Source organism: Mycobacterium sp. UM_WGJ (genome assembly GCF_000455125.1).
In the GTDB taxonomy this organism is placed as follows: Bacteria; Actinomycetota; Actinomycetes; order Mycobacteriales; family Mycobacteriaceae; genus Mycobacterium.
The window spans coordinates 26737-43452 of the sequence record NZ_AUWR01000009.1; the positions used below are offsets into that span (position 1 = coordinate 26737).

At 66.6% G+C, this 16716-nt stretch carries 17 protein-coding genes; 5 read left to right on the forward strand and 12 right to left on the reverse strand.

The window, feature by feature from the left end:
* The first annotated feature begins 9 nt into the window (after positions 1-9).
* From N416_RS0104145 to N416_RS0104160, 4 genes are all read left to right on the forward strand, one after another.
* Positions 10-1635, forward strand: a complete 1626-nt coding sequence (locus N416_RS0104145; RefSeq protein WP_024440867.1) for an FAD-dependent oxidoreductase — start codon at positions 10-12, stop codon at positions 1633-1635.
* Between the two features lie 110 nt (positions 1636-1745).
* Positions 1746-2177: a hypothetical protein gene (locus N416_RS0104150; protein ID WP_024440868.1), complete on the forward strand. Its 432-nt coding sequence runs from the start codon at positions 1746-1748 to the stop codon at positions 2175-2177.
* A gap of 40 nt (positions 2178-2217) precedes the next feature.
* Complete coding sequence (locus N416_RS0104155) at positions 2218-3030, forward strand: VirB8/TrbF family protein (RefSeq protein ID WP_024440869.1); 813 nt, start codon at positions 2218-2220, stop codon at positions 3028-3030.
* Complete coding sequence (locus N416_RS0104160; protein ID WP_024440870.1) at positions 3027-3683, forward strand: hypothetical protein; 657 nt, start codon at positions 3027-3029, stop codon at positions 3681-3683. Before N416_RS0104155 ends, N416_RS0104160 begins: the two co-directional genes overlap by 4 nt.
* Positions 3684-3707: 24 nt before the next feature.
* Here the strand turns inward: N416_RS0104160 and N416_RS0104165 are convergent, their stop codons facing one another.
* From N416_RS0104165 to N416_RS0104220, 12 genes are read right to left on the reverse strand one after another with little or no spacing between them, the layout of a single operon-like run.
* Positions 3708-4166 carry a hypothetical protein gene (locus N416_RS0104165; protein WP_024440871.1) on the reverse strand — a complete coding sequence of 153 codons (459 nt, stop codon included), beginning with the start codon at positions 4164-4166 and terminating at the stop codon, positions 3708-3710.
* Between the two features lie 36 nt (positions 4167-4202).
* A complete protein-coding gene (locus tag N416_RS0104170; protein ID WP_174549775.1) occupies positions 4203-4622 on the reverse strand; it encodes a hypothetical protein in 420 nt (139 codons plus the stop codon).
* A gap of 16 nt (positions 4623-4638) precedes the next feature.
* Positions 4639-5145, reverse strand: coding sequence for a hypothetical protein (locus tag N416_RS0104175; RefSeq protein ID WP_024440873.1), 507 nt, complete (start codon positions 5143-5145; stop codon positions 4639-4641).
* A gap of 17 nt (positions 5146-5162) precedes the next feature.
* Positions 5163-6704 carry an MCE family protein gene (locus N416_RS0104180; protein ID WP_024440874.1) on the reverse strand — a complete coding sequence of 514 codons (1542 nt, stop codon included), beginning with the start codon at positions 6702-6704 and terminating at the stop codon, positions 5163-5165.
* Complete coding sequence (locus N416_RS0104185; protein ID WP_036457225.1) at positions 6705-7868, reverse strand: MCE family protein; 1164 nt, start codon at positions 7866-7868, stop codon at positions 6705-6707. It lies immediately after the preceding gene.
* Entirely contained in the window at positions 7865-9316 is a 1452-nt protein-coding gene (locus N416_RS0104190) for an MCE family protein (RefSeq protein WP_024440876.1), read from the reverse strand. The genes N416_RS0104185 and N416_RS0104190 overlap by 4 nt, the downstream gene beginning before the upstream one ends.
* A complete protein-coding gene (locus tag N416_RS0104195) occupies positions 9313-10407 on the reverse strand; it encodes an MCE family protein (protein ID WP_024440877.1) in 1095 nt (364 codons plus the stop codon). The genes N416_RS0104190 and N416_RS0104195 overlap by 4 nt, the downstream gene beginning before the upstream one ends.
* Before the next feature lie 46 nt (positions 10408-10453).
* Positions 10454-11482 (reverse strand): MCE family protein, encoded by a 1029-nt coding sequence (locus tag N416_RS0104200; RefSeq protein ID WP_024440878.1) that lies wholly within the window; start codon positions 11480-11482, stop codon positions 10454-10456.
* Complete coding sequence (locus N416_RS0104205; protein WP_081654448.1) at positions 11479-12780, reverse strand: MCE family protein; 1302 nt, start codon at positions 12778-12780, stop codon at positions 11479-11481. The genes N416_RS0104200 and N416_RS0104205 overlap by 4 nt, the downstream gene beginning before the upstream one ends.
* On the reverse strand, positions 12780-12968 hold the full coding sequence (locus N416_RS0104210) for a hypothetical protein (protein WP_024440880.1): 189 nt from the start codon (positions 12966-12968) through the stop codon (positions 12780-12782). Before N416_RS0104210 ends, N416_RS0104205 begins: the two co-directional genes overlap by 1 nt.
* Positions 12969-12997: 29 nt before the next feature.
* Complete coding sequence (locus tag N416_RS0104215) at positions 12998-14203, reverse strand: CaiB/BaiF CoA-transferase family protein (RefSeq protein ID WP_024440881.1); 1206 nt, start codon at positions 14201-14203, stop codon at positions 12998-13000.
* Positions 14200-15699: an aldehyde dehydrogenase family protein gene (locus N416_RS0104220; RefSeq protein ID WP_024440882.1), complete on the reverse strand. Its 1500-nt coding sequence runs from the start codon at positions 15697-15699 to the stop codon at positions 14200-14202. Before N416_RS0104220 ends, N416_RS0104215 begins: the two co-directional genes overlap by 4 nt.
* A 217-nt stretch (positions 15700-15916) precedes the next feature.
* Between N416_RS0104220 and N416_RS0104225 the strand changes: the two genes are divergently transcribed.
* Positions 15917-16693 carry an SDR family NAD(P)-dependent oxidoreductase gene (locus N416_RS0104225; protein ID WP_036457226.1) on the forward strand — a complete coding sequence of 259 codons (777 nt, stop codon included), beginning with the start codon at positions 15917-15919 and terminating at the stop codon, positions 16691-16693.
* Positions 16694-16716: the final 23 nt, after the last annotated feature.

Below are 16716 nucleotides of genomic sequence, written 5' to 3' on the forward strand. Positions count from 1 at the left end.
ACATCTTTGATGCCAGCCGGCGCGCAACACGATTGGGACGACACCGTCGACGTGGCGGTGCTGGGCACCGGTGGTGCCGGGCTCACCGCCGCGCTCGCCGCAGCAGTACATGGCGCATCGGTGGCCCTCTACGAGAAGTCGGACACGGTGGGCGGCACCACCGCGGTCTCGGGTGGCATCGCCTGGATTCCGGCACACAATCGGGCCCCCGGGCTCAGTGTCGAGGCCGCGATGGATTACCTGCGCGCCCAGTCCTTCGGCGCGATGGACGACGCGCTGGTCTCGACGTTCGTACAGACCGGCCAGGAGATGGTCGACTTCGTCGAAGCCCACAGCGATGTCCGCTTCGAGGTCGCCACCGGCTTCCCGGACTACAAGCCGGAGCTGCCCGGCGGGCGCCCGTCGGGCGGCCGCTCGCTGAGCCCGCTGCCCTATGACGTCTCCCGAGTGGGCTCTTGGCAGGACCGGATCACCGCGTTCCCCGCCGACTACAGCAATGTCGGGTTCGACGCCGAGACCCGCGCCCGGCTGCACGCCGACATCGAAACAACAGACGCCGGCGATATCTGCGTGGCCGGTACCGCGCTGATCGCCGGGTTGCTGCGCGGTGTGCTCGACGCCGGGGTCGCGCCGCAGACCGGGTGCCGCGGCGTCGAGCTCCTCGCCGACGCCGAGGGCATCGCGGGTGTGCGGGTCGATGGCGACGGCTCGTCGCGGCGGGTGCGCGCCCGACGGGGCGTGATCCTGGCCAACGGCGGTTTCGAATGGGACGTCTCCCTGGTGGAGGCCTTTCTGCGCGGGCCGATGCGCGGTGCGGTGTCACCGCCGAACAACACCGGTGACGCGCTGCGCATGGCGATGGCGCAGGGCGCAGACCTGGCCAACATGGGCGAGGCGTGGTGGGTCCCGATCGTCCGGATCCCCGGTGACACCATCGACGGGGAGCAGCGCAGCCGCAGCGTACGGCTCGAGCGGACTCGCCCGCGCAGCATCATCGTCAACCGGGCAGGGCGGCGGTTCGTGAACGAGGCCTGCGATTACAACTCGATGGCTGGCGCGTTCCACTACCTGGAACCGCGCGCCGGATACGTCAATGATCCGGCGTGGATCGTGTTCGACGCCGGACACCTGCGCCGGTACGGCTTTCTCGGCGTCGCACCCGACGACACCGCACCGGAGTGGTTCTCCGAATCACCCGACCTGGCCGGCCTGGCCGCCAAGACCGGAATCGACGCCGAGGGCCTGGCGCGCACGGTGGCCGCCTGGAACCGCGACGTCGCGGCGGGGTCGGATCCCGAATTCGGGCGCGGATCCAGCGCCTACGACGGCTATTGGGGCGACGACCAAGCGAGCACGGTTGCCGGGCGCACCCTGGGACCTATCGACACCGCACCCTTCTACGCCGTACCGCTGTCCGTCGGCGCGATGGGCACCAAGGGCGGACCCCGCACCGACTCCGATGGCCGGGTCCTGCACGTCACCGGCCGGCCCATCCCCGGGCTGTTCGCCGCGGGCAACGCGATGGCGGGCGTGACGGGCCGGGCCTACGGTGGCGCGGGCGGCACCATCGGACCGGCCATGGTGTTCGGCTTCCGCGCGGGGCGCGCAGCTGCCACCACCGACGCGGAGGCGTAGCCGGCCGATTGGTCTCGCGGTCGGCACAGCGGAAATGTTATTCTTCGCTACCAAGAATTTGAGTCTTTGCCCACGCGGCCGCTCCGGCCGGTGCAGCAGTGGAGGACCCCGTGACAGGCAGGCAGGTCAGCGCATCGTCCCTGGTCGTGGGGACAGCGTGCGCCGCAGCGCTGGCCGCCGCCATCCCGGCGGGCGCCGACGATCCGACGCCGCACCGGGTCCGCTACTCGGTCAGTGCGACTCAGACCGCGCAAGCGTACGTCTACTACCGCGAGGTTCAGCCGCCCAATTTCGGCGAGTACAGCCACAACCCGTACCAGTACAGTCCCCGTGCAGACGTCACGATCGGCCCCAACCAGCCCTGGATCTTCGAGACCAACCTGGCCGATCCGCAAGATTGGGCCATGGTGGTGGTGTCGCTGCCCGGAATGCATCCGGAGCTGCCCACGCCCGGGTTCGTCTGCGAACTGCGCGTTGACGACGTCGTGGTCGCCACCGACGCCGGTACCAAGGGGGCGCTCTGCTCGCTCCGCACTTGGTGAGGGACCCTGGTGCTGGGTGGATAACGGACAGGAGAGGCGTATGCCGTCGCGTGATCCGGCGAAGCCGGGGGGGCCCAGAAAACATGCCGGGAAGCACGCCGCCAAGCGCGCTTCGAAAGACGCCCTGACGCTGGCGGAGGCCGAGGCGAAGGCCGCCGAGGCGGCGGCGGAGCTGGCCCGCGCCCGAGCGGAGCTGCTCAAGGCCCAGCAGGAGCCCGAGCCGGAATCCACTGCGGCGGTCGAGCTGGAAACCGCTCAGGTGATCGAGACTTCCGAAGCGGCCGAGCCGGCCCCGGGAGTTGGCGAAGGGGTTGAGGAGGGTTCCGCCGAACAGCCGGCTGAGAAGTCCAGCACGATCACCGGAATCCGCAAAGTGCTGCCCTGGGCAGCGGCGACGCTGGCCGTGCTCACCATCGGTGGACTTATCGCGGCGGACGTGGTGATGCTGGCCCACCACAACAGTGTGGCGCTGCGCCAGCGCCAATCCGCCGAATACGCCGCGGCCGCTCGTCAGGGCGTGGTGACGCTGATGTCGTTGAATTACGAAACCGTCGATGACAACGTCAAGGCGATCCTCGACAACTCGACCGGCGAGTTCAAGAAGGACTTCGAAGCCCACGCCGGCGACTTCGCCCAGGTGGCCCGCAAGTCGAAAACCGTCACCACGGTCGACACGGCGGTCGCGGGGGTGGAATCGATGTCGGACAACGACGCGGTGGTGCTGGTCGCGGCCAACACCAAGGTCACCAATATCGCTGGAGCCAAAGAGGAACCCCGCGCTTGGCGCCTCACCGTACACCTGGCCCACGAAGGCGATCGGATCAAGATGTCGAAGGTGGACTTCGCGGCATGAGCGAACCCGACGAGACCGACGTGACACCCGAGGCGACCGAGTCCGAGTCCGACGACGAGGCCGTGCCCACCGAGGCCGACGGCGCCCTCAAAGATGACGCCCTGGAACCTGACCAGCAGCTGGGGGAAGAGCCACCGGCCGAGCAGCCGCAAGCCGGCCCGACCGTCTCCACGGCGCGCTGGGTCGCCGCCGCCCTGGCCGGGCTGCTGGTGGCGTCGGCGGGGCTGACTGCCTGGCTGTACTTCGGAGTGCTTCGGGCCGATCAGCAACTCGGACCCGCGGCCGAGCAGGCCGTGATGGCTGCCGCCGCCGACGGCGCGGTCGCCGTGTTGACGTATGCACCCAAGACGATGGAGCAGGACTTCGCCACCGCCGAGAGCCACCTCACCGGCGACTTCCTCGCGCGCTACACCGATTTCACCCAGAAGGTCGTTACCCCGGCGGTCAAGGAGAAGGAAGTACAGACAGTGGCCGCGGTGGTGCGCAAGGGGCTGGTATCCCTGCACCCCAGGTCCGCGGAGGTGCTGATCTACCTCAACCAGACCACGATCAGCAAGACGAATCCGGACGGCTCGTTCTCGATGAGCAGCGTCAAGGTCGGCTTGGAGAAGCACGACGGCCGGTGGCTGATCTCCTCGTTCGACCCGGTCTGACCATTCTCTGCAGACAGCCGCGAGCTACATGCGCACCAGGGCGAACGTCCAGGTGTTGACGCCGCCCGGACCATTCATACAGCCCACGTCGAAATGTGATTCGACGACGCCGGCCAGCGTGTTCGCGTCCCAGGTGTAGGTGTCGCGCGTCGGCATTGAAGGTCCGAACGGGCAAGTCAGACCGTTCGGGTAATCAGAGGTGAACGAGTACTGACCGTTCACCAGTCTGGCGGTCCCGCCGTAGTATCCGCGGCCGAAGAAATGCGGCCGGTCGATCGCACTCACCGTTACACAGCCCGCCGGCAGGTCGTCGAACTTGCCCATCGTCTCGCAGGGGTAGGCCGCCCAGACCCACGTGGCGTCGGTCCACCGATTGGTCAGGACTTCGTAGTTGCCGTAGCGCATATCGGCTGCGGCGGCCGGCGCCACGGCTATGGCGATGGTCAACGCACCGAGCGCTGCCCCGGCAGTGGTTCGGATCATGGGTGAACTCCTCGGCATACCAGAAGCGTTGTTCCGCTACAGATCACCACGACGCCACAACGACTCACCGTCGGCGACACAGGTCAAGAAAAGCCCATCGGGTGCCTGCGCCACCTCACCCGAATACTCGTCGCACTTGCTGTTCTCCTCTTTGATGCCGTGCATCTCCGGGGAACGGAACCAGCGGGGCTCGTAGCGGCGCGGGGACGCGCAGTACACCAGTCGACCAGGCAGGGTCGAGGGCCCGGCGACCGCGGATCCGAAAACGAAGTAGGTGGTATTTGAGCACGGCGCACCCAGCACGACGTTCGGCATGATTCCGGGTGTACATGCCGGGACATCGCACATCGGCACGTACGGATCTGCGACCGCCGGCGCCGCGGGCGTCACCTCGGCGACCGTCCCGGCGGCAAGTACCGCCGCGACAAGCACTTTCATCACGCGAGTGGTCTGCATGGTCTCCCCCCAGCACCTAGAGTCGCTCGACGGTCAACGGCATGAGGATCACCGTGGGCTGGTTACGGCCACACGCGCCCGAGACTCCGATCGTCCGGTCGTAACCGACGAGCCGGTCGATATTGCGTTTCTCGTATTGACCGTTGGTATCACTGCCTTGGAACTGGTAGCGCTGGCGACCCGACGAGGTGGTGCCGTCCGGGCAGGTCTGCCAGTTCTCGTGGAAGCGGTCGACGATCCAGCGCGAGGTACGGAACTCCAGCGGTGCGGTCCAGCCCTGGTCGCTGCTCACCTGGCCGGTGCAGACGTGCGCGTTCTCGCAGCTGGAGCTGAACGTCCACACCGACGTAACGGTGACCTCGTTCATGAAGACCTCGTTGGTCTTGGCCCAGTCCCCGTTCGAGGTGACCCGGTAGGGGCCGTTGAGCTCAAAGCCCAGGCCCGCGTGCGCCGGCGGCGCCGGGGTCGCCCCGACCACAAGTCCGAACGCCGCTGTGGCGACGATCAATTCACGTACGCGCATTCGTCCTCCCTCGGCGCTCAGAATGGCATCAGGTCGGTCCACGACTTGGGCCCCGCACCCGGCACCAAACTCGTCTGCTGCTCGTAGCGCCCGTCGGGGGTCATGTACTTGCCGGTGTTCGGGTCGTAGGGCACCACCGCGACCGACGGCGTCTGCTCACCGATCCCGGAGTTCCCTGCCAGCGGCGGCGGCGCGGGCACCACCGGCCGAGGCGAATCAGGCGGCGTCCCCGACGGAGTGGCCCACGGCGGCAGCGGAGTGCCTCCGACGGGAGCGAAGAGCCGGTCGCTGAAGTCGACCCGGTCATCGACCGGGACGCCCTGCTTGAGCAGGTTCGGGTCGAACGGCCCGGGGCCGGTGAGGTGCTGGCGCATCGCGATCGGGACGAAGCCCTTCGGGTCGTCGCAGAGTTCGACAGTGGGCGCGCGCTTGCCCGGATGCTCGATACACGGGAAGTTGCGGGCACCGCGGACCGACACCGGTGAGTCCTGCGGCAGTTTGCAGTACAGACCGTCGGGAGTGTCGATTGTGGTGGTATCGGCCGGGGAACGCCACGACGACGGCGGCAAGAACCCCACCGTACAGGGGTTGGGGTCACCGAACGTGAGAGTGAAGTCGCCCTGGGGCAGACCAGTCGGGTTGTTCTTGGGCAGACCGAACGACTGCTGGGCCGCAATGTATCCGGGCAACAGCACCATCAACTGCTCCAGCGACGGGTTGTAAACCATCAGCACCTGGCCGAGGGTGTTCAGGTTCGCCAGCAGAATCGGCAGCGTGGGTTTGAGATCCTGCATCAGGCCGGAGACTTCGTCGGCGAATCCGGGTCCGCGTTGCAGGATGGCCCGTAACTGGGGATCGTTGGCGGCGACCTGTTCGGAGATCCCGGCAACGCTGCGCGCCCAGGTCCGGATCGCATCGGTGCTTCGTTCCTGGGAGTCCAGCAGTGGCGCACCGTCATCGATCAGTTTGCGCACCTTATCCGAGACCCGGTTGGCGTCACCGCTGATGGTGGTGGCCGAGTCCAGCAGTGACTGAAAGTCGTAGCCGGCGCCGTCGAAGGCCTGGAACGTCTCGTCGAGCAGGCCGCTGAGCTTGTCCTTGGGGATGCTGTCGACCAGTGCACTGACCTGATCGAGCATCGGGCCGACCTGTTGCGGGACTTGCGTGTCAGCGGCTGCGATCACCGAGCCCGTGTGCAGGTACGGGCCGTTGTCGCTGCGCGGTTGCAGATCGACGTACTGCTCGCCGATCGCCGACACGCTGCGCACCGCGGCCACCAGATCGGCCGGGATCTTCGGGGACCGATTCAGCGACAGCGTGGCCCGCACGCCATTGGACGTCAACGAGACATCGGTGACCGTGCCGACCTGCACCCCGTTGTAGGTGACATTGGAGAACCGGTAGAGCCCCCCGGTCTCGGGCAGGTCCAGCTTGACCACCACCCGGCCGATCCCGAGCATGGTCGGCACCTGCATGTAGCCGAACAACATGGCTCCCACACCGATCACCGATGCCACCAGGAACAGGATCAGCTGGATCCGAACAAAGCGTGTCAGCATCTAGCCACCGCCTCCCGAGGCAACCGCTCCCGGCGGCACGGCCTGGCCCGATGACTGCAGGATCGGCTCTTGCAGCGGATCGTAGGAATAGTTCAGATACCACGGGTCACCGGGCGCCGGAACCAGTTTCGCGTCCTCGTCACCCCACTGCGTGCCGGCGAACAGCGCCCGCTTGAGTCGGGGCTTGGTGAGGTCGAAAACGGCGAACAGGTTCAAGAAGTCGCCCCGCACGGCACGCTCGATCGCGTTGGGGCCGTAGGGGAAGGCCGAGGCGTAGGCCACTGCCGAGTTGAGCTCCGGGCCGATGTTGGCCAGCGAACGCAAGGCCGGCTCGATGTGGATGAGATCGGAGACCAGTTGGTGCCCGGAGTCGTTGACCAGACCCGACGACAGGTCACCGAACTGCCCCAGCTTGGTCAACGCGGTGACGAATTTTGGTCGCTCCCTTATCAAGACGTCGATGGCCGGCGGGATCTTGTTCAGCGCACGGTTGATGGTGTCGCGCTGCCCGGCGAAAGTCGTGGCCGCCCGATTCATCTCGCCGATGGCGTCGACGATGTTGTCCCGCTGCCGGTCCAACGCGCCGGTGAAGTGGTCCAGCCGCACGATCAGATCGCGGATGTCGGCCTCACGGCCGGCCATGGACGCACTGAAGTTATGGATGATGTCACCGATCTGACCAAGTCCGCCGCCGTTGACCAGCACAGCCAGCGACGACAGCGTCTGCTCGGTCGACGGATAGGTCGACGAGTCGCTTAGCGGGATGGTGGCCCCGGACATCAGCCTGCCCGTCGGCGCCTGTCCGATCGGCGGATTGAGCGCCAGGTGCATCGAACCGAGCAGGCTGGTCTGCCCGACGGTCGCGACCGCATTCGCCGGGACTTCGACGCCGGGGTTGACCGCGATGTCGACATTGGCGTGCCAGTCGCTGACGGTCATCTTGCCGACGCTGCCGATCACCACGTCGGAAAGCATCACCGGCGAATTAGATTCCAGTGTCCCGACATTGGCCAGCTGGACCGTGAAATGCTGCGCCCCGGCTCCGCGGCCCTCAACACCCGGCAGCGCCAGCGAGTTCAAACCGCCGAAGGCACAGCCGGTCGAGGTACCGGCGACCGCGAGGGCAAGCGCCGCACTGCGCCGCAGGGAACGGAGACCGATCATGGCGAGGGTGTCCCTTCCGCCGGTAACGGACCTGGCAGGCCGGGCGGCGGCCCCGGCGGCGGGCCGCCCGGCAGCAACATCCCGTCGAAGGTGGTCGGGCTGGGCAGCGGCACTCCGGGGATCAGCGGCGGTGTCGCTGCGGCGGGCAATCCGTCCGGCGCGTAGGAACCGCGGGGCTGCAACGGATCGGTCCAGCCCGGCGGCGGGGGAACATCGCCGTGCAACCCGGTGTAGGCCGAGATCGACGGCTCCTGTTCCGGCAGGTTCCCGGGGTGCTCTGCGTGCGGCATCAACGCCGGATCGGTGTAGATCAACTTCTCCGGGCTGGCCGCCTTGGTCAGGTACGGCGACATCGGAAACGGGAGGCCGTTGAAGTTCAGCAGCCGCATAGCCGGCCCAAGGTACTGCTCGCACAGCTTTCCGGTCTCCGTCGACGTCACGTTGCCGATCGCGCCGGTCATCGTGCAGATCGCCTGGACCGGGTTACTGAAGTTGGCGAACGCGAACGAACCCACCGGGGTCCCGCTGGTCACGTTGTACATGTTGAGCGTGTTGGCGATCGCGTTCGGGGTGATGTGCAGAATGTTGCGGATCGCATTCTTCGAATCGACCAGCGTCTGACTGACCTTGGCCACGCCCTGCAAGGCCTCGGCGGTTTCGGCGCGGCTGCCCGCCACGAAATCCCGCACCGTGTCGATCGCGCCGGCGAAGTCGGTGAGAGCTGCATCCAGGTTGGATCGGCTGTCGTTGACCACGCTCGTCAAGGTGGCGAGCCGGGATTCGAACACCACGATCTGCTGATCGCTGTCGCGTAGCGCGGTCACGAAGGTCTGCAGACCCGAAATGATGTCGACGATGTTGCCGCTGCCCTCGGCGAAGATCCGGGCCACGCCGGACAGTTGCGCCAACGTCTCGCGCAGTTTGGCGCCGTTACCGTCCATCGCATTGGCCGCGCTGTCGATGAAGCGCGACGCCGACGTTCCCGAAACTCCGCTACGCGGCCCCAATTCGGCGGCAAGCCGGTTCAACTGGGTCTTGACCTCATCCCACTCGACCGGGACAGCGGTGTGCTCGCGCGGGATCACCGCGCCGTCGGCAAGGGTCGGCCCGTCGCCGCGATGGTAGGCGGGGGTCAGTTGGACGAACCGCGCCGCCACCAGGTTGGGGGCGACGATGACAGCTTTGGCGTCGGCCGGGATCGGCACCTTGCGGTCGACCCGCAACGTCAGTTTGGCCTGTGTGCCCTGCGGTTCGATACGGTCGATGGAGCCGACCTTCACCCCGGCGACCCGGACCTCGTCACCGGGATAGATGGCGGTCGCGGTGGAGAAGTACGCCGTGATCCCGGTCGGTTTCAGTACGGTCTGACGGACGAGCATGCCCGCACCCGCCAGCAGCACTGCCGCCAGGGCGGCTGCCGCAATCTGCAGTGGTTTACGAGTCCTCATCGGGGCGGCAGGTCTCCTGGTTGCGGGATCCCATTGACCGGGAACGGAAGTTCGGCACGCGGCCCGGCATTGTCCGGCGGCTGCCCGGCGTCGACGCCACGCCGGAATCCGAAGGCGTAGTCGAAGAACGGCTGAAGCAGCTGCGGCAGGAACAGGTTCGGAACGTAGGCGCTGTAGTAAGCCCCGTTGGACACTGTCTCGCCTTGGGTGAGTTCGTATTTCGCCAGACCGGGCAGCGCCTTGGCGAGGTTGTCCCGGTTCTTCACCAAGATCTTGTTCAGTTCGATGATCTTCTCGAGCGTCGGTTTGAGCTGTTCGTTGTTCTGGGCGACCAGTTCGGACAGCTGCCGGGACACCGCCGACGTGCTGACCAGCAGATTGACGATGGCCTGCCGTCGGGTGTTGAGCACGTCGACAAGGCTGTCGGCGTCCAGGATCAGCGAATTGATCTGCTGGCTGCGTTCGGAGAGCACACCGGTGAGATCTGCGGCCGACTTCAGCAGGTCGGCGAGGCCCTCATTGCGGCTGTTCACCGCCCGGGACAGCCTGCTCAGACCGTCGAACGTCGGCCCCAACTGCGGAGCGATCTGGTTGATGGTGTCCGAGAGGGTGTCCAGCGACCGGTTCAGCGACTCGGTGTCGGTGCCGGCGGTGTTCGTGGTCAGTTCACCGACCACGTCGACCAGCGAGTACGGCGAGGACGTGCGGGTGAGCGGGATGACCTCGAGCGGGCGCATCTTGCCGCTGCCGGCCGGCTCCACCGTCAGCACCCGCTCACCGAGCAGCGACCCGGTGCGGATGTGTGCGGTGGTCTGCCCGCCCAGCCCGTACTTGCCCGCCAGGGTGAAGGTCACTAGGGCATCGCCGTTGTCTAACGCGACATCGGTGACCGAGCCCACCTTGATCCCCGACAACGTGACATCAGCGCCAGTGCTGAGACCACCGGCTTCCGCGAACCGGGCCTGGTAGCGCACGCAGGTGGCCCACTGGATCAGTTGTTCGGGCTGCAGCCCGATCGCAACGATAAACGCGACGACCACGATGCCGATCAGGCCCATTCGCGTCAGGTGGCTGCCATGGTATTTCAGCATCGGCCGACCCCCCGTCGTGGTGGGGCGGAGCCGGACGGCATGGCACTCAGTCGGTGTCGCTGCATCGGCCCTCCTCCGCCTTGATCCAGGGGAACACCGCTGTGCGGCCTTGGGTGTCGCTGACCCGGATCTGGACAGCGCAGAGGTAGTACTGGATAAACCCGCCGTAGGCGCCGAGTCGGATGGCCTTGCGGTAGTTCTCCGGAGCCTTCTGCAACGACATGTCCAGGCCGGCCAGGTCAGCGTTGATCGCCGTGGTCAACCGATCCACCTGAGTGATGGTGTTGGTCAAAGGATCCCGGGCGTTGCCGAGCAGATCGGCCAGCGACGCGGTGCCGCGGTCCAGAGCGGACACCGCGGTCCCGATCGGGTCGCGATCGGCCGCCAGGCCGGCGACCAGCTTGCTCAGCCGGTCGATCGCCCCGGAGAACCGTTTGTCGCCGTTGGACAGGGTGGCCAGCGTCGTACGCAGTTGGTCGATCAGCGATTCGATCACCTGGTTGTTGTCGGCCAAGGAGTTTGAGAACGACGACGTCCGCGACATCAATGAGTCGATGGTGCCGCCTTGGCCCTGCATGATCTGAATCAACGAGGCCGTGAGCGAATTGACGTCCTGCGGATTCAGTCCGCGGATCACCGGCTTGAGGCCGTTGAGCAGCAGGTCCAGATCCAGCGCCGGCGCGGTGCGCTCGAGCGGGATCTGCGCTCCCTTTCCCAACAGCCGAGTCGAACCCGGCCCATCGACCAGTTCCAGGTAGCGGTCACCGACCAGGTTCAGGTAGCGCACCGAGGCCTGGGTGCCGGTGGTGAGCGGGATGTTGCGGTCGGCTTGGAACTTCACCAGAACCGTTCCGTCTGGACGCAGCGATACGCCACCGACCGTGCCGACCCGCACGCCGGCGACCCGCACGCTGTCGCCGGCCTTGAGCCGCGAAGCGTCGGCGAACACCGCCTGATAGCCCACCGTTGGGCCGGTCCGCACTTCGGCGAAGATCGCGAACAGAAACACCGTCGCCAGTACCATCACCACGGCGTAGACGCCGAACTTGACCAGAGTCGCCAGCCCGCTTCTCATCCCGGCATCCCCACTTGGGCGCTGTTGCGCGGCGGCCCACCGATCGGGCCGAACAGCGCTTGCTTGAGGCCATCGGAGTTGAGCAGGATGCCCTGGTTGCCGTATTCGTACGGGTTGGCGCCGGTGTCGGCGATCAACGCGGGCACCCGGTACTCCGGCGGTACGTCGGGCAGGCCCAATTCGGTGCAGTAGGACCGGTCGGAGCGGGCCGCCACCTTCGGTAGATGGTCGGGGTAGCGGTAGCGTTCCTTGGCCAGGGTGAAGCTGGCGGTGATGATGATGCCGGGGACATCGAACGGCGGGGATTTGGCGAACGGCACCAGACCGCCGATCGAGCAGCCGAGTTCCTCGTGATACTTGTCCAGCAGCGCGGCGGTCGGCTCCAGTACCTGTGTCAAGTCGGTCAGGGCCTGTCGATTCTCACCCAGCACCTCGTTGCCGGTATCGGCCAGCCCGATGGCGCTGAGCAGGAAGGTGTCCAGGCTGTCCTGCTCGGCCACGATGCTGTCACTCATGGTGGTGGTGGCATTCAGGGCGGCGGTCAGGTCCGGGGCCGCATCAGCGTAGGACCGGAACACCGGTGCCATGGTGGCGGTCTCGTGTTCCAAGGTGCCCAGGCTGGGCTCGATCTCGGTCAGCAGCTTGTCGAAGTCGGTGAGCGCCTGCCCCAGCTTCTGCCCGCGTCCGTTGAACGCCGTCGAGACCGCACTCAGAGTCTCGTTGAGCTTCTTCGGGTCGATCTTGTCCAAGACCCGCACCAGCTGCTGGAACACCGTATTGATCTCGACGGTAACGTGTTCGCCCGCCAGGACCTGGCCGGCATGCATGCGGGCGGTGACCGGTTCCGGCGGCGGCACCAGATCGACGAACTTGGCCCCGAACACCGTCGAGGAGGCGATCCGGGCGGTGACGTTGGCCGGAATCAGCGCCAGCTGTCCCGGCTCCATCTTCAGATGCAGGACAGCAGTGCCGTCCGGCTTGGCCTCGATGTCGTCGACCTTGCCGACCTGTACACCGCGGATCTTTACCTTGGCGTCGGGGTACATCACCAGGCCGGCGCGCTGCGACAGCACCGTGACGGGCACGGTGCGGGTGAAGCTGTCGCGAAACAGCGCGATCGGCAGCCCGATGAGGGCCGCGATCGTCAGCACCGTCGCCAGTCCGATCAGCGGACGCAGGTACGTCGGTTGCCGGCGCCGCGCCCCTTCGGGCCGATGCCGGCCCGCGGCGACCGGCCCTCGGTCCGGATCGTTGAGGTGGCCGCCCAGCGGCGGATCTGCCGTCGCTCCCTGAACCATTACCGCCCCGTCACCGCGGCGTTGAGGCGGACGTCATCGCGAGCCGGGATCAGCGCTCCGACACCACTGAGCACCATCGCTGCCGCCCCTTCCACGATGGTTACCGCCGACACCGCAGGCTCGAAGAGTTCTACGCACTGTGCCACACCACTGGCACCCAGCGGGTGGCCTTTGGCGATGTATGGCATCGAGAAACTCCTTGCTGCTACCCGGTCGCCTAGGTGACCGCGCCGACGGTCTTGAGTTCGATGATGCGGTCCCAGTCCAGGCCGAGCTCGGCCAGGATCTCGTCGGTCTGCTCGGCGAATCTGGGTGCCGCACCGGTCCTCGGGGCGGTCACGTCGAACTGCACCGGGTTGGCGACCAATTCGAGTTCGCCGGCCTGCACGATGTATTCGTTGGCGCGGATCTGCGCGTCCGCAGCGGCCTGCAAGGTGTCCTGGACCGGCGCCCACGGGCCGGCCAGGGTGGCGAAGCGCTCACTCCACTCGGCTAGCGTCCGCTTGGCCATCGCCGCGCACAGGATCTCCACCGCGGCCGGGGTGTGCTCGGCGAAGGACTGCGCGGTGGCGAACCGTGGATCGTCGATGTAGTCATGCAGTTCCATGTGTTGGCACACGTCGGCCCAGAACTTGGTGGGCTGCATCATGACAAACGAGATGTAGCGCTCGTCGGCGGTCGCGTACACCCCCACCAGCGGGTTGATCGGCGAGCCATGCACGCCTGGCGGTTGTTGAATCAGGCGCTCGCCCAGATGACTGGTCAAGGCGACGGTGTGGCCCATGGCCCACAGGCCGCTGCCCAGCAGCGATACGTCCACCACCGACGGCTCGCCGGTGCGCTCGCGCTTGAACAGCGCCGCCGCGATACCGCCGGCCAGGTTGGTGCCGGAGATGGTGTCCCCGTAGGCCGGCCCGGGCGGTGCGATCATGCCGTCGATACCGGGCGGGGTGATGGTGGCGGCGGTACCGGCGCGACACCAGAAGGCGGTCATGTCGTAGCCGCCTTTTTCCGATTCGGTGCCGCGGGGGCCCAGCGCGCTGCCGCGCGCGTAGATGATCTTCGGGTTGACCGCACGAATGTCCTCGACGTCCATAGCGAACTTCTTGCGGTGACCGGGAAGGAAACTGGTCAGGAAAACGTCTGCGCCTTTTGCCAATTCGAGCAACACCTCGCGCCCCTCGGGCGTCGACACGTCCAGGCCGATGCTGCGCTTTCCGCGGTTGGCGTGCTCGATGTTGGGGTTGGGGTCGCCCTCGACCCGCAACATGCCGGTCTGACGCAGCCCGCGCTGCGGGTCGCCGGTGACCGCATGCTCGACCTTGATGACCTCAGCACCCCATTCGGCCAGTACCGCACCGGCCGACGGGACAAATCCGTACATCGCGACCTCGAGCACCCGGATGCCCTCCAGCGGCCTCATTCGGCGGCTCCGACGGGCGTGGCGAGGGTCTTGCTCTCCAGGAATTCCTCCAGCCCCGCGACACCCATCTCCCGGCCGATGCCGGACTGCTTGTATCCCCCGAACGGCGCGTCCGGGCTGAAGTAGTTGCCACCGTTGATCGAGAAGGTTCCGGTCCGGATCCGGCGGGCCAGCGCCAGCGCCCGGTCCTGGCTGCCGAAAACGGCACCGGACAGTCCGTAGATCGAGTTGTTGGCGATGCGGACCGCATCATCGTCGTCGTCATAGCCGATCACCGTCAGGACGGGTCCGAAGACCTCCTCCTGGGCGATCTCGCTGTCCGGGTCGACGTTGGTCAACAGCGTTGGGGTGTAGAAGAAGCCGGGGTCGACCTTTTCCCCGCCGGTCACCAGCGTGGCACCGGCGGCCACCGCGCGTTGCACCATGGCGTCGACCTTGTCGCGCTGCTTAGCGCTGATCAGCGGCCCCATGTAGGTCTTGGGGTCGGTCGGGTCGCCGTAGCGCACGTGCGAGAAGTTTGTCTTGATCATCTCGACGATCTCGTCGTGATGGCTGTTGGGCACCAGCAGCCTCGATGTCAGTGCGCAGCCCTGGCCGGCGTGGGTGACCATGGAGAACGCGGCGAACACCGCGGCCATGTTGAAGTCGGCGTCATCGAGGACGATGGCCGCGGACTTGCCGCCCAGCTCCAAGAAGACCCGCTTGAGTGTCCCGCTGGCAGCGGCCATGATCGCCCGCCCAGTCGGGGTGGATCCGGTGAAAGTGACCATGTCCACGCCCGCGTCGGTGGTCAACACGGCACCGACCGCGGGGTCCGACGAGCTGAGCACATTGACCACCCCGGCGGGGATATCAGTGTGGTTGGCGATCAGTTCGCCGAGCGCGAGAGTGATCAGCGGCGTGTCGGGCGCGGCCTTGAGTACCACGGTGCAGCCGGCGGCCAGCGCGGGCGCGAGCTTCGCCAGGGCCAGTTGGTTGGGGTAGTTGTAGGCGATGATCGCGCCGACGACGCCGGCGGCTTCCTTCTCCACCCAGCGGTGATGCAGCATTCCGCGGCTCTCGACGTTGCCGAGATCTTCGGTCATCGGATAGTTCTTCAGCAGATCGGCGTAGTAGCGCACGATCGCGATCGGCTGGTCCAGCTGTGCACCCTGGGTCAGCGCCGGGGTAGCACCGACCTCGGCGATGGTCAGTGCGGCGAGTTCGTCACGGTGCTCGACGAGCGCACGGTGCAGTTGGTCCAGGCAGCGGATCCGCAGTGCGGTGTCGGTGGCCCACTCACCGGTATCGAAGGCCCGACGGGCCGCCGCGATGGCCGCGCCCGCGTCCTCGACGCCGGCCTCGGGGGCGTAGCCCAGGAGTTCGCCGGTGGCCGGGTTGAGCGAGGCATACGTGGTGTCCGCCTCCACCAACTCACCGTTGATCAGCAGTCGCCGGTCGACACCCTGTCCCATGGAGCTATCGGCGGCGGTCTCTGCTGTGTCCTGCGTACGCATCAAGCCTCCAGACGGGTAACTAGGTTCTCATCTGCGGCGAATCATACATCTCCTATGTGAGAACTCAAGGCCGCCCGAAAAGCGTTGCAACCTGCCGTTCTACGGCGAGAGTTAATGCGGCTGCGGCATTTTCGCAGCTTAGAGGGAGTCCGGGTGCGCCTTGCCAGAATCCAATGTGCGAGAGTACGATTCTCACCACTCGGAAGGGAGATTCTTTGTGACCGAGACCGGCCTCGTAAGGACTGCTGTCGTGACCGGGGGCGCCTCGGGCATCGGTGCGGCGGTCGTGGCCCGATTGCGGGCCGCCGGCCATCGGGTGGCCATCATCGATCTCAAACCCAACGGCGGTTCAGCGAGCCTCGACGGAGGAGAGGCGAAGCTGGGACCGGCGCATGAACACGGCCAGGATCTGGCCTTCGCCGCCGACGTGACCGATCGCGCACAGATCGACGCCGCACTGACCCAGATCCGCGAACAGCTCGGCCCGGTCACCATCCTGGTCAACGCCGCCGGCAAAGACGGCTTCAAAAAGTTCAGCCACATCAGCTTCGAGGACTGGCAACAGATCATCGACATCAATCTCAACGGGGTCTTCCACACCGTTCAGGCGGTGCTGCCCGACATGGTCGAGGCCGGCTGGGGGCGCATCGTCAACATCTCCTCGTCGAGCACGCACTCCGGCACTCCCTATATGGCGCACTACGTCGCGGCCAAGTCCGCCGTCAACGGGCTCACCAAGACCTTGGCGCTGGAGTACGGGCCGAGCGGTATCACGGTCAACGCCGTGCCGCCGGGCTTCATCGACACCCCCATGCTGCGCAACGCCGACCGTCAAGGCTTCCTCGGCAACATCGAGGACAACATCGCCAAGACCCCCGTGCGACGCATGGGAAAACCCGACGACATCGCCGCCGCCTGCGCGTTCCTGGTGTCCGAGGAGGCCGGCTACATCACGGGACAGATCCTCGGCGTCAATGGCGGCCGAAACACCTGACATTCAAGATATTTCCACGCCAC